Below are 13,020 nucleotides of genomic sequence, written 5' to 3'. Positions count from 1 at the left end.
GAAGCGTACATCGAACAATAAAGTAACATTTTAAGATAAGTTCGTATTACAGATGATAATTTTGAATTATGAAATTGATTCAGGTAAACAACAATTATATGATAGTAAAGAAACAGGAATGCCGGTCATCACAGGCCGGCGGTTCTTGTTTTTTCTTTTAATTAGCGTATATCCAATGGGAGACGAAACATAAAAGGAGAGTATAAAATTGGATCGGATAAATATACTTGATTACTCGCCAATTTTTGAAGGCTCAAATGCTCGTGAAGCGTTACTTCATACAAAAAACTTAGCCCAGCTGGCAGACAGCCTGGGATACTACAGGTATTGGGTAGCAGAACACCACCAAGTCTTTTCTGTGGCAGGCAGTACTCCGGAAATGCTCATGATGCAACTGGCTGCTTCCACCAGCAGAATACGTATCGGCTCTGGAGGAGTTATGCTTCCCCATTACAGTGCTTATAAAGTTGCCGAGTATTTCCGTATGCTTGAAGCTTTTCATCCAGACAGAATTGATTTAGGGATAGGCAGATCCCCGAGCTTCCGTCTGGTAAATAAGGCATTAAATGAAGCGAGGGAAAAACGTTTACCGTACGAGCAGCAGGTAGCAGACCTGTATAAATACTTGACAGATGATACTAAAGAAGAGCATCGGTTTAAGGATCTGGCCGCCACCCCGGTGATAGAAACGGTTCCTCAAATATGGGTGCTGGGGAGAGGGATGGGCAGCGCTAAGCTTGCAGCGGCAAATGGTTCCGCATACGCCTACGCTCATTTTGCTCCCGGCTGGAATTCTGATGGCAAGGAAATAATTCAAGAATATCGGCGGAATTTCAAGCCTAATTCTATTCAAAATGAGCCGGAAGTTATGGTTGCTGTCTTCGCGATAATTGCGGAAACGACAGAGGAAGCGGAAAATATTGCCCAGGCATTCAATCTATGGCTGCTTGCTGTGGAGTCAGGAGGCCAGCCTCCTTACTACCCATCTGTTGAAACAGCTAAAGAACGGGGACGAAGTATCGTGGAGGAAGAACAGGTTAGAAAAAATCGAAGCCGCGTTATTATCGGAAATCCGAAACAGGTTAAGGCAGGAATAGAGGAAGTGGCTGATAAGTACCAGGCTGACGAAGTAACCATTATTCCCCATTTTTATGATGCTGAAAACAGAATGAAGGGGATAACATTGCTTGCAGAAGAGTTAGGATTACCAGGTCTGCGTTCATTAGGGTTTGAAAGGTAGACTAATTGAAGGATTACCATTAAAAAAACGAGGCTGGGACATAAATAAAGTGTTTAAATGAAAAACAATATATCACTAGAGCGGAGGAAATATACGTAGACTCCTTCGGGAGCAAAGGCAACGGTGAGACCCCGCAGGGCGAAGCACGAGGAGGCTCACCAGCCGCCCGAGGAAAGCGAAGTGTATTTCCGTAGCGGTTTTTTATCCTTGTTCGGATTGCCAATCCATCAACCAATTTTGTCCCAGTCTCTCTGTAATTTCAGTATCAGGAAGACAGAACTCCATTTTTTGTTAAATAATCTTCTATATCTTTAAAATCGCTTACCGGGAAAAAAGTGGCCGCCTCTTTTTCTTTCAGAAGGCCGATCAACGCATCCTTTGCAAAAGTGAGATCTGCAAAAGGGACAGCGTGGGAATCAGGTTCACTGTCGCCTGCGAAATAAACAACGTCATACTTCTCTTTAATGGACTGGATTACTTTCGCTTTATCGATGCCATACCTTTCAGAAAAATGGTTATGGCTTTCATCTATATTGAGGTGAATGTTCTTCTCTCGGAAAAAGCCTTTATTTGAGAAAACTTCCACCCCTGTAATGCCATACTTTTCAAGAACATGATTAATATAATAATCCGTACCGGCGCTTAATATATAAAAATCCCCTCCATTTTCCTGAACACGCCTGATAAAAGAAGGAACATGTTCGTCTATGGGGATGGTAAGGATCTCCTGTTTGATTTCTTCTTCTTCTTTAAAAATAGAGGCAAAAACGGTGCTTAAGAATTCAATATCCTTCATCTCACCGTCTTTCCATCTGTTAAAAAGTTCATGGCCTTCCGGAAAGTACTTTTCAATAATAATCCAGTAAAAATCTTTTTTGGAAATAGTGCCGTCAAAATCAGATACAAACGCCCATTTCATTTTGCATCACTCCATTTTTTTACTCAGTTTAATACGTTTTCCCTTTATTAAAGACAAAGAAGCATGTTTTTTGTTTAAACTTGCTGTGCTGTGCAAATGTTTTTTTGCACCTTTCCAGCATCAATACAAGCTACCCACAACCTGCCACTGATAAATCCTTCAGGCAAGGCAATAATAAGTATGCTCTACAAGAGCTAATACAACATACGGAGGCTGAAAACAGATGGCAAACAATCGTGAAAGAAATAATCGATATGCTTCTGATAACAACCGTCAGTCGGCAAGAAACAACCAGCATAACAATGAAGAACTGGATGCTGCACTGAGCACTGAATTTGCAGACGAAAATGACGCACAAAACTTAAACAGCCGCAGCAATGCACGCAATAACGGTTGTTAACAGGCCTCACGCAAAGGAAAGGGCAGTAAGCTGAAACAGGCTTACTGTCCTTTTTTCTTTATTTTGGATAGTCTAACACCAGCCGCGGATGAATAGGATGTACAAGCAGCTTCTTGTTCATAGCTGCAAGTAATTATAGGGGCTGGTGGGATGACTGTTTTTTTTACTTATGTATTCCTAGGGCTTTCGCTCGCGGCACCGATTGGCCCGGTTAATGCTGCCCAGCTTGACCGCGGGATCAAGAACGGCTTTTTTCATGCCTGGCTTGTAGGGCTGGGGGCGACGGTAGCTGACGGCCTGTATATGCTCTTAGTTTATCTGGGGGTCGTTCATCTTGTTGAGATACCATTTGTTCAGTCCTTTTTATGGCTGTTTGGATTCTTCGTTTTAGTTTATACAGGAATAGAAAGCCTGAACGGCGCAGGTAAAATCAAGCTGGCCGGTACGAGAGCCGCAGGGGAGCCATATGCCAAATCCTTTTTCTCAGGCTTCTTTATGTCTTTGTTTAACCCTCTGACCATTCTTTTCTGGCTTGGCATTTTCGGCTCTGTACTTGCCAAAACTCTTACTTCCTATGGTCCTGAACAGGTAATCATTTATATTTGTGCCATATTTCTCGGTATAACTATATGGGATTTCACCATGGCAGGTTTTTCCAGCACTCTCAGAAGATTTCTGACTGAACGGCTTCTTAGGGGAATCTCAGTCATGTCCGGTTTATCTCTTATCGGCTTTGGCGTGTATTTCGGCATTCAGGCGGCAGGGATTTTATTCAAATGATCGGGAATAACTCGCTTCATCCTCAAACCATTCATTTTTCGAACAGGGAACCTGGAGAAGGGTCTTTCTCCTTGCCGGTTTTATTTTTCTTCCAAAAATACATCATAAGCAGAGTAATACCGCCTATGACAACAATAAAAAGGATGCTCACGTAAAAACCAGGCCGGCTGATACTGTGAAAAGCAGTGCCTCCAATAGCTGTCAGAACAATTATAAATCCGGCCCAGCGTTTAACCTGATCTAAAAATGACAGCTTTAGCAAGCGGTTATATGAACCTAAAATGAAAAACCAGTTGTAAAGAAGCATCAGCCCTGCTGCTGTAGTGAAGTATTCATAGATTCTTCCAGGCATAAGCAGTGACAGGACGATGGAAACAACGATTGCAATGGCTGTAACTCCAATCGCCGGAAGTGCCGTATTGTTTTTTGTAGTTGCTCCGAGAAAGCCCGGGGCGTCCCGGCCGTTTGCAAGACTCACCAGGATTTTAATCATTGCAAACATGGAGGCCACCATCGTGGAAAAACCAGCAATGATAAATACTCCATTAAATATGTGAGGCAAATACGGAATTTTATATTTATCAAGTGCGGTAACAAAAGGGCTTTTTTCAGTACTGAAGCTGTCCCATGGGACAAGAATTAAAGCAAGTGATATAGAAGAAATATAAATCACCGCAAGAAGTGCAAACATTGCTTTACCAGCTTTAGTTGCATCTTCCATTTTATTCAGCCGGATTGCAAGAAGGCCGATAATTTCGATCCCCGCAAATCCGTAAAAACCGTAAATAAGAGCTGGTAGCAGCCCTGTCCAGCCTTCTGGCATAAAAGCATCGAAGGAGCGGGGCAGGGGAACCGTTTCTCCTTCCTGTCCGAAAAGCCCCAGTAGTGCTGCGGAAGCCAGGATGATAAACATGAGAATTGCTGCTATTTTTAACACAGCAAGTAAATTTTCAATACGGTCAAAGCCTTTTGCACCTGTTAATATAACGATAATTGCCAGGACGGAGTATATCGCTGCGAAAATCCATAAAGGAATTCCAGGAAACCAGAACTGGGTAAAGATTGATAAGGCAGTAAGCTGGCTTCCCATGATGAGCAGTTCCGACAGCCAGTATACCCAGCCGCAAGTAAAGCCTGCCCAGCGGCCATAGGCTTTTTTTGCATAAATCCTGAAGGAGCCCTTTTGAGGGTCGGCAATCGTCAGTTTAGCCAGTGCTTCATAAACAAAATAAGTACCAATTGCCGCAATTGCAAAAGCCGCGATCACTGATGGCCCTGCTATTGAAATGGCAATACTTGATCCAAGGAAGAATCCAGTTCCTATCGTACAGGCAACCCCCAATAAAGAAAGCTGCCACCATTGCAGCTTTTTCTCGCTTTTAGCTCCAGACATGTCTTTTTCTCCTCACTTATATTCTGTTTATCCCGATGAAACCGTCCGTAATACTCCCCCTCAAAACATGAGTTGAACCGGTGATGTTTAGGTGGGAGATAACGGACGCTAACATCCCGATTGGTTCAACTAACAATCAGTGGAAACCCCCGCTGATTGGAGGTTCACTTGATATTGTTGGAAATTAACTGGCGCTTTATGTAATAAAAGTCTTTTATCTGCGGAGGCTGGTTTATCCTCTTAGCTTTACTATCAGGAGAATCGCCCACAAAAAAGTTATAGGACGCGCTATTTTTTCATATGTTTCACTGACAATAGAATAGCCACTGGATAGTTCAATCTGAGTGAGATTGAATAAGTGCCGCGCACGCATGCTCCGGAGAGGCAAAACAAAGGAGGAATACACTTGATACCAGGTATACTTATTACCATTGCTTGGGTGCTGATTGCTGTTCGGTGTGGTCTTCGTTTCTTCCATTTAATAAATAATCGTTCAAAAGACTGGCTGGAAGTTCTTTTTCAGCTGTCCATAGTAATAATAGCTCTTGCCTTCCTCCTGTAGAGCAGTTTTCTGTATACCTCTCTCATAAGTTGTATGGATTCTATCCATTCTTTGGGAGAGGTTTTTAACTTTTTATTAGTGGCTTTAATAAAAGGAAAAAAGTTGATTATTAGGTGAAAATCAAGTTTAACAGGGCGTTATTAACAAACAAGTATAAAAAGTTAACATACACTCAGCCCGCAGTCGTTAATTCTCACTGAAGTTTCGCTGCAACCAGTCAGTATCACCGGCTAAGGAGGGCTTATGGAGATTATTGGAAAGAGCGTAATAAGAAAAGAAGCTTGAAAAAGTAACAGGCAAGGCCAGGTATACAACCGATTATGCTTCTCCTGGGCAGTTATATGGCCAGCTCGTGCTGAGTAAATTTGCTCATGCGGAAATCGATTCAATTTCAACAGACAGAGCAATGAAAATACCTGGAGTAAGAGGAGTCCTTACAGGTGAAGGCCTCCCCCTCACAGGAGAGGAAATGAAGGACCGGCCGCCTGTAGCATGGGGAAAAGTCAGGTATCACGGCGAAGTCACGGCGGTAGTAATCGCAGATGATCCAGTTACAGCTGCAAAAGCGGCAAATCTGGTGGAAATCAACTACAAGCCTTTACCGGTTGTCCAGACTCCCTCGGAAGCTGTGAAAGAAAATGCCCCTCTTGTTCATGAAAATACCGGAATTTATGAAAAAGATGAGGGAGTCAACCCGATCCCTGGAACTAACATTGCAAGCCATACAAAAATAAGAAAAGGAAGCATCCAGAGAGGCAGGGAGGAAAGTGAAGTTACAATTGAGGAATCATTTTTCATTCCCCCATCAGACCATGCAGCCATGGAAACCCGCTCTGCCGCCGCGGAAGTGAAACCTGACGGTAAAGTTATTATTACAACATCTTCACAGGCTCCGTTTATGGTGAAGAAACTCATGAACAGTTATTTTGGAATAGAACTTGGGAAGGTTGTTGTCCATACACCGCTGGTAGGAGGAGGATATGGCGGGAAGGCATCAGTTCAGCAGGAAATTCTGGCATACCTCGCTTCCATGAAAGCCGGGGGCAGGCCAGTTAAAATCGTTTATCCCCGGGAGGCAGATCTTATCACAGCTCCATGCCATATGGGGATGGAGGCGACAATAAAGCTGTGGGCCACAAGAGACGGTAAGCTCAAGGCAGCGGAAATCCAGTATCTTGTTGAAGCCGGGGCGTACTCTGATAAAGCGATTCATCTGACACGGGCTGCTGCAATTGACTGCACAGGTCCTTATTTTATTGAAAATGTATGGTGCGACTCCTACTGTGTTTATACGAACCATCCATATCCGGCTCCATACAGAGGATTCAGCCATTCCGAGGTCCATTTCTGTTTCGAAAGGGCAATGGATATACTTGCGGGGAAATTAAACATGGATCCTTTAGAACTGCGGTTCAGGAATGCAATACGCCCTGGACAAACAACACCGACACAATATAAGGTGAACCGAAGCACAGTAGGAGACCTTCCTGAATGTATAAGAAGACTAAAGAAGCTAATAAGGTGGGAAGAAGGGGCCGTTGTCCGGATAAATGAGAGGCAGCTCAAAGTGAAAGGAATCAGCTGTCTCTGGAAAAATTCAACGATTCCTCCGGATTCCACTTCAGGAGCAATAATTACATTCAATGAAGACGGTACGGCTAATTTAATTTCAGGTGTAGTAGAAATTGGAACAGGTACAAAAACCGTTTTGGCACAGATCGTGGCAGAAACGTTGAAAATGGATATAAATAATATTTTTGTCCGGATGGAAATTGATACACAGACAACACCGGAACATTGGAAGACTGTGGCGAGCCGTGGGACGCTGATGGGAGGGAGAGCGGCGATGGCAGCCGCTGAGGATGCAGCACGTCAGCTGAAAGCTATTGCCTCCTGTGTTTTGAGGGCAAGGATTGAAGATCTTGATATTGCAGACAGCAGAGTATTTATAAGAGAAGAACCGGATAAAGGGCTTCATTTTAAGGATATAGCTTATGGTTATACTTTTCCGAATGGGAACTCTATTGGCGGCCAGATTATCGGGAGGGGAAATTATATTCTGCGAAATCTTACCCATATTGATAAAGAGACTGGAAAAGGCAAGCCTGGCCCTGAGTGGGCAGTAGGGGCACAAGGTGTGGAAATACAATTTGACTGCAGAGATTATACGTACAAACTTATCAGAGCAATTTCTGTACTTGATGCAGGCAAAGTGCTTAACTGGAAGGCAGCAAGAGGTCAGGTGACCGGGGCAATGAGTATGGGCCTTGCTTTCGCAGGCAGGGAAGCCTTTATTTTTGACAAAGAAGGAAGAATAATGAATCCTCAGCTGCGAACTTACAGACCTCTCCACTTTTCGGAAAAAACAGAATATATCGTTGACTTTGTGGAAACTCCTCATGTTGATGCACCATTCGGAGCAAGGGGCCTTGGGGAACAGGGACTGATCAGCCTGCCAGCAGCTTTAGGGAATGCTATATCAGCTGCAATAGAGCTGCAGGTTACCTCCCTCCCATTAACACCGGAGACTATTTGGCGGATGAAGGAGGCAGAGAGATGATCCCATTCGACTTTGAATATTATAAACCCTCATCCATTAGTGAAGCGGTGGAATTGCACCGCCAGCTTGACGAAGCAGGAAAAAAGCCGGTTTATTATTCGGGTGGGACAGAGATCATCACTCTTAGCCGGCTAAACCTATTTTACACAGAAGCCGTTATTGACATAAAAGGCATTCCGGAGTGCTGTTTATGTGAAAAAGAGGGCACAAGGCTCCACTTAGGAGCAGGCCTTCCGCTCGCTGAAATAGAGCGGGCCGACTATTTTCCATTACTCACCGTAACTTCAAAAGATATTGCAGATAACACGGCGAGAATGAAGATTACTTTAGGAGGAAATGTATGCTCAGAACTTATATACAGAGAAGCAATTCTCCCTTTTCTTTTAAGCGACAGCCAGGTTGTTACAGCAGGAGCTTCCGGGGAAGTGTCCCGTCCTGTTAATGAGTTTTTTAACAAAGAGATTGTTCTTGAAAAAGGCGAATTTCTGGTCAGGTTTATTACTGAAGAGCGTTTTCTTCGTGCTCCTTACTTTCACACAAAAAGAAGAAAACAATGGAACACGGGCTATCCGCTTATTACGGTGGCAGCACTGCAGGAAGAAGGGAAAACGAGGACGGCCTACAGCGGTTTAAGTCCATTTCCATTCAGGTCTCGGATCATGGAGGAGTCACTGAACAGAGACAATACGCCGCTGAGAAGGAAAGCAGAACAGGCTGTAAATAATATACCGCATGAAATAATCAGCGATTCAGAAGGGTCAGCGGAATACCGGAAGTTTGTGTTAAAAAACGTTTTAATGGATGTTATGACCAGGATGGGGAGGAGGGGACCTGAGTGACAGGGAGGGCAGCACATTTTCATATAAATGGCGAAGAGTATAACATATATATTCGAAATGCTGATACACTGCTTTATGTTATAAGAGGAAAGACTGGATTTACCGGGGCTAAGCCAGGATGTTTGAATGGTGATTGCGGTGCCTGCACTGTTATTGTTAACGGCTGGCCAGTGAAGTCATGCCTTATGCTTGCAGTGGAAGCGGAAGGAGAGGAAATTATAACAGCTGAAGGGTTACATGGCTCAGAGATCCAAAAGGCTTTTGTAAAGTACTTTGCCTTTCAGTGCGGTTATTGTACACCGGGATATATTATGAACTGTCAGACTCTAATTACCCAATATCCAGAGGCGGACAGAAATAAAATAAAGGAATGGCTTGATTCCAACATATGCAGATGTACAAGTTATGAAGAAATAGAACAGGCTCTTTATTCAGTCCTCCGGCAACATAGATAGACAGCCAGACTCTAACATGCATAGTCCGGCAGAAAGCGGATAAATTTACAGATGAGAAGGTATGACGCTAAAATAAAAGTAGAAATAATTGTTGTAAAAGAGCCGGACTGGAGTGAGTGAAGATGAATTTGAAACCCTTACTTGGGCAGCATCATGTATCTGCAATTACAGCAGATGCAGAAAGAAATTATCATTTTTATACAAAAATCATGGGAATGAGACTCGTTAAAAAGACAGTTAATCAGGATTCAACTTCCATGTATCACTTGTTTTACGCAGATGAACGAGGCAATCCAGGAACTGACTTAACGTTTTTCGAAATTCAAAACGCGGGGAGGACTTACCCTGGAACTAACAGTATTACAGGAACATCATTACGAGTTTCTGATGATGCTGCCCTGGAGTATTGGCTCCGCCGTTTTGAGGATTTTCAGGTAGAGCACGACGGGATTGAAAGAGTTGGCGGCAGGGCTCAAATAAATTTTCGTGATTTCGAAAACCAGCGGCTGCTGCTCGTCTCAGATGAAATGAACAAAGGAGTCCCTGGAGGAAAACCATGGGAGAAAAGCCCTGTTCCAGGTGAGTTCGCGATTATTGGGCTGGGCCCAGTGCAGCTGACTGTTTCCCGGCCGGAACGGACAGCGAAAGTACTTACGGAAATTCTTGGGTTCAGGGAGACAGAAAGTATCTCAGCTGAAGGTGCGGAAGAAAAAACTATACGTGTATTTCAGACAGGGGAAGGAGGCACGGGAGCCGAAGTACATTTGATTGAAGAGGCGGATAAACCACGGGAACGCCCCGGCAGAGGCAGTGTCCACCATGTTGCATTCAGAGTGGAATCAGAATCTGAACTGAGAAAATGGACGGAATATATTACCCAAGCAGGCTTTTCCAACTCCGGCTTTGTTGAGCGTTATTATTTCAAATCCCTGTATTTCCGTGAGCCGAATGGGGTTTTAATTGAGCTGGCTACCGACGGGCCAGGGTTTGAAAGCGATGAGCCATTTGAAGAGCTAGGTGAGAATCTTGCTTTGCCTCCTTTTCTTGAAAGCAGAAGGGTAGAAATTGAAAAAAGCCTGAAGCCTCTCGACACAAAACAATAATCATTCTGAAGCGTGTTTCTTCCCTTCTCCCTATGTTTGCGGGAATTTGCAAACGGGAAATTGAGTTTTACAATACAGACTAAGGGAGGACTACTCGCCAGATATGCGAATATTAATATACATCGTCAATTTCATATTAGGAGTCATTCAGTTCCTGATTGGGATAAGGATTGTACTTCAGCTGTTTAATGCGAATGAAGAAGCGCCGTTTGTGCAGTGGATATTTGATAACAGCGCTCCTCTTCTGGAGCCGTTTGCCAATATTTTTCCGGTCATACAGTTAGACGGAAGGTTTGAACTTGACTTGACGGCACTTTTCGCCATATTTATTTATTCCATTGCAGGTTATTTTCTTATGCAGATTATTGGAATGATCGGAGGAGGGAGAAGGAGGTAGCAATCCCCTTTTCCTTCCGGTTTATATTACATAAAGGGGTTTTTAAAATGGAGAACAAAGCAGCCGAACTTGCTCAGAAACAGCTTGATGCGTATAACGCACAAAATCTTGAAGCATTTTTAAGTGTATACAGTGAAGATGTGGAAATCCGTGATTTTCCGTCAAATGACCTTGTCTATAAAGGAATCGATAAGATGAGGGAAAGATACGGGAAACTTTTCAAAGAGAATCCTCAGCAGCATGCCCACCTTCTCGGAAGGATCGAGCAGGATAACTTTGTTATCGACCACGAAAAGGTGACAGGGAGATCGAATGGAAAAGAGGTTTTTGCAATAGCAATGTATGAAACGCATGGTTCTCGAATTACGAAAGTCTGGTTTAAAAAGTAGGGCTGGTATTTCCTGTTTTGTGGCATAAAGCATGAGATGCCGCATACTTGTCGCTAAGAAGCTATTGATTCAAATACGGGTGTATCAGATGGTAACATAACGCTCCAAAGTATTGGGCTGTCTCTGGTAACAGAGGCAGTTTTTTTGTTGTTCTGGATAATATCCCTGGACACAAAAGAACGGGTCACTGCTCATACTCAATAGTTCTCAGGTAATCTGTTCCATGTATGAATACAGGAAACCATGCCATCTTATTAGTGTATAACTGCCTTTTAATTCAGGCGCTGTTAAATCCTGTTGCTGACCGGGATTAAGATTCAAAACCCGAAATTCTAAAAACAATAGAAACTCAAAAAGATGCACTTTATGTCGTAATGCAAGGAGATGAGACAGCCTTTGGCCAAAGAAAAGAATAAGGGACTCGTAATTCTGGCAATAGGATCCATTCCGCTTATAATGACGCTTGGAAATTCTATGTTAATACCTATTCTGCCGCAAATGCAGTCTGAATTAGGAATAAGCGCTTTTCAGGCGAGTTTAACAATAACAGTTTTTTCCGTATCCGCAGCAATCTTTATTCCGGTATTAGGGTACTTATCTGACCGCATCTCAAGAAAAGCTATCATTGTGCCGGCATTATTCCTTTATGGTACAGGGGGGCTTCTTGCCGGCCTTGCAGCTGCCTGGTTCGCCAGTCCGTATACGTGGATTATCGCTGGAAGGACAATGCAGGGAATTGGTGCAGCGGGAACTGCGCCAATAGCAATGGCTCTTACAGGTGATTTATTTAAGGGGGGAGCGCAGAGTAAAGTGCTCGGTCTGGTGGAAGCATCCAACGGATTTGGAAAAGTGCTTTCGCCGATAGCAGGGTCGCTACTGGCGTTAATTGTCTGGTACGGACCATTTTTAGGATTTCCTGTTTTTTGCCTGGTCTCTATATTATTGACGATGTTTTTTATAAGAGAGAGGAAAAAGAAGAAAACACCGCTCCCTTTCGGAAAGTATATGCATGGTTTACTGACTGTTTTTAAGCATGAAGGCCGGTGGCTTTTTACTGCGTATCTTGCGGGGGCAGTCTGCCTTCTTACATTATTCGGGATATTATTTTACCTGTCTGACACTCTGGAAACCCGGTATGACATAAAGGGAGTCCTGAAGGGCTTTGTCCTGGCAGTGCCGCTTTTGTTCATGATGACCACTTCCTATATAACAGGGAGTAGGATTGGAAAAATTATGAAACGTATGAAAATGATGATTCTTATTGGCTTTCTGCTGATGACTATTTCATTTGCTTCTCTTGTTTTCTTTACAAAGCTGGTTCCGTTTATTGCAGTTCTGGTTATCAGCAGTATTGGTACAGGGCTGGTGCTTCCGTGTCTGAACAGCCTTATTACAGGGTCTGTCGGAAAAGCTAGAAGAGGGTTTGTTACTTCGTTATATGGTTCCGTCCGTTTTCTCGGTGTTGCGGCCGGACCGCCTATTTACGGCTGGCTGATGGGCTGGTCAAGAACAGGGATGTTTCTTGTAACAGCTGGGTTAACTTTAAGTATAGGACTGCTTTGCCTCTTGCTTATCCACGTAAAAGATCCAAAGGAGCAGGAAAAAGACGATTCCGGTTCTGTCTTTACAAAACTCCAGGTTACTACAGAATAATAAGGAGGGAATCCGAAGTGCAAATTTACTTTTCACCTGAATTTTTTAAACCTGAAGCACAAGTTCTGAATGTGGTAACGGATGCAAATAAGCCAGTAGGCTATCTGGCGTTTTTAATGGATGAAAAAAAAATGTATGTGTACGGGCTTCTGCAGGAAGAAGGTGTGACTGAAGATTTTAAGGATCTTGTAACACCGTATATTCAGGGGCTGGCAAAACTTCAGCCAGATATGGAAGTACTGTCCTATATATCTGTCGGCGGGAAAAAAATCGAAGTGGAAACGGAAAAAGAATAACATTAAATGTGATTTGGGCGAATATCATATCCTA

General features: G+C 43.4%; 13 protein-coding genes and 1 pseudogene. 12 read left to right on the top strand and 2 right to left on the bottom strand.

Translation table 11 applies throughout. From position 1 onward, the window contains the following. Positions 1 to 208: 208 nt before the first annotated feature. Positions 209 to 1,240, top strand: a complete 1,032-nt coding sequence (locus BK582_RS20215) for an LLM class flavin-dependent oxidoreductase (protein WP_078596764.1) — start codon at positions 209 to 211, stop codon at positions 1,238 to 1,240. Positions 1,241 to 1,505: 265 nt separating this feature from the next. On the opposite strand, the gene BK582_RS20210 is transcribed toward BK582_RS20215, so the two are convergent. Beyond that, entirely contained in the window at positions 1,506 to 2,159 is a 654-nt protein-coding gene (locus tag BK582_RS20210; protein WP_078596763.1) for an MtnX-like HAD-IB family phosphatase, read from the bottom strand. Positions 2,160 to 2,382: 223 nt separating this feature from the next. Between BK582_RS20210 and BK582_RS27255 the strand changes: the two genes are divergently transcribed. Together BK582_RS27255 and BK582_RS20205 are read left to right on the top strand one after the other, a co-directional pair. Next, complete coding sequence (locus BK582_RS27255) at positions 2,383 to 2,559, top strand: hypothetical protein (RefSeq protein WP_167553217.1); 177 nt, start codon at positions 2,383 to 2,385, stop codon at positions 2,557 to 2,559. Between the two features lie 150 nt (positions 2,560 to 2,709). Next, positions 2,710 to 3,339, top strand: coding sequence for a LysE family translocator (locus BK582_RS20205; protein ID WP_078596762.1), 630 nt, complete (start codon positions 2,710 to 2,712; stop codon positions 3,337 to 3,339). Positions 3,340 to 3,370: 31 nt separating this feature from the next. Here the strand turns inward: BK582_RS20205 and BK582_RS20200 are convergent, their stop codons facing one another. Next, complete coding sequence (locus BK582_RS20200) at positions 3,371 to 4,732, bottom strand: amino acid permease (protein WP_078596761.1); 1,362 nt, start codon at positions 4,730 to 4,732, stop codon at positions 3,371 to 3,373. 406 nt (positions 4,733 to 5,138) lie between these two features. On the opposite strand from BK582_RS20200, the gene BK582_RS27250 reads away from it, so the two are divergent. From BK582_RS27250 to BK582_RS20160, 9 genes and pseudogenes are all read left to right on the top strand, one after another. Beyond that, on the top strand, positions 5,139 to 5,294 hold the full coding sequence (locus BK582_RS27250) for a hypothetical protein (protein WP_167553216.1): 156 nt from the start codon (positions 5,139 to 5,141) through the stop codon (positions 5,292 to 5,294). A gap of 243 nt (positions 5,295 to 5,537) precedes the next feature. Next, positions 5,538 to 7,854: pseudogene (locus BK582_RS20195) on the top strand (xanthine dehydrogenase family protein molybdopterin-binding subunit). Next, positions 7,851 to 8,693 (top strand): FAD binding domain-containing protein, encoded by an 843-nt coding sequence (locus BK582_RS20190; RefSeq protein WP_078596760.1) that lies wholly within the window; start codon positions 7,851 to 7,853, stop codon positions 8,691 to 8,693. The pseudogene BK582_RS20195 and the gene BK582_RS20190 overlap by 4 nt, the downstream one beginning before the upstream one ends. Then, entirely contained in the window at positions 8,690 to 9,148 is a 459-nt protein-coding gene (locus BK582_RS20185; protein ID WP_078596759.1) for a (2Fe-2S)-binding protein, read from the top strand. Before BK582_RS20190 ends, BK582_RS20185 begins: the two co-directional genes overlap by 4 nt. Before the next feature lie 122 nt (positions 9,149 to 9,270). Further along, a complete protein-coding gene (locus BK582_RS20180; RefSeq protein WP_078596758.1) occupies positions 9,271 to 10,251 on the top strand; it encodes a ring-cleaving dioxygenase in 981 nt (326 codons plus the stop codon). Positions 10,252 to 10,354: 103 nt separating this feature from the next. Next, positions 10,355 to 10,648 (top strand): YggT family protein, encoded by a 294-nt coding sequence (locus tag BK582_RS20175; RefSeq protein ID WP_078596757.1) that lies wholly within the window; start codon positions 10,355 to 10,357, stop codon positions 10,646 to 10,648. 47 nt (positions 10,649 to 10,695) lie between these two features. Continuing rightward, the gene (locus BK582_RS20170; RefSeq protein ID WP_078596756.1) at positions 10,696 to 11,037 is read left to right on the top strand and encodes a nuclear transport factor 2 family protein; all 342 of its coding nucleotides are present in this window, start codon (positions 10,696 to 10,698) and stop codon (positions 11,035 to 11,037) included. A gap of 384 nt (positions 11,038 to 11,421) precedes the next feature. Then, positions 11,422 to 12,690, top strand: a complete 1,269-nt coding sequence (locus tag BK582_RS20165; protein WP_420841238.1) for an MFS transporter — start codon at positions 11,422 to 11,424, stop codon at positions 12,688 to 12,690. A gap of 17 nt (positions 12,691 to 12,707) precedes the next feature. Then, positions 12,708 to 12,986: a hypothetical protein gene (locus BK582_RS20160; protein ID WP_078596754.1), complete on the top strand. Its 279-nt coding sequence runs from the start codon at positions 12,708 to 12,710 to the stop codon at positions 12,984 to 12,986. Positions 12,987 to 13,020: the final 34 nt, after the last annotated feature.

This window comes from Evansella clarkii (genome assembly GCF_002019695.1).
GTDB classification, from domain to species: Bacteria; Bacillota; Bacilli; order Bacillales; family Salisediminibacteriaceae; genus Evansella; species Evansella clarkii.
This window is presented reverse-complemented; position numbering and strand designations above follow the sequence as displayed.

Excerpts from the sequence above, each read along its gene's own strand:
- BK582_RS20210 (WP_078596763.1), bottom strand. The coding sequence starts at position 2,159 with ATGAAATGGGCGTTTGTATCTGATTTTGACGGCACTATTTCCAAAAAA.
- BK582_RS27255 (WP_167553217.1), top strand. The coding sequence starts at position 2,383 with ATGGCAAACAATCGTGAAAGAAATAATCGATATGCTTCTGATAACAAC.
- BK582_RS20205 (WP_078596762.1), top strand. The coding sequence starts at position 2,710 with ATGACTGTTTTTTTTACTTATGTATTCCTAGGGCTTTCGCTCGCGGCA.
- BK582_RS20200 (WP_078596761.1), bottom strand. The coding sequence starts at position 4,732 with ATGTCTGGAGCTAAAAGCGAGAAAAAGCTGCAATGGTGGCAGCTTTCT.
- BK582_RS20190 (WP_078596760.1), top strand. The coding sequence starts at position 7,851 with ATGATCCCATTCGACTTTGAATATTATAAACCCTCATCCATTAGTGAA.
- BK582_RS20180 (WP_078596758.1), top strand. The coding sequence starts at position 9,271 with ATGAATTTGAAACCCTTACTTGGGCAGCATCATGTATCTGCAATTACA.
- BK582_RS20175 (WP_078596757.1), top strand. The coding sequence starts at position 10,355 with ATGCGAATATTAATATACATCGTCAATTTCATATTAGGAGTCATTCAG.
- BK582_RS20170 (WP_078596756.1), top strand. The coding sequence starts at position 10,696 with ATGGAGAACAAAGCAGCCGAACTTGCTCAGAAACAGCTTGATGCGTAT.
- BK582_RS20165 (WP_420841238.1), top strand. The coding sequence starts at position 11,422 with ATGAGACAGCCTTTGGCCAAAGAAAAGAATAAGGGACTCGTAATTCTG.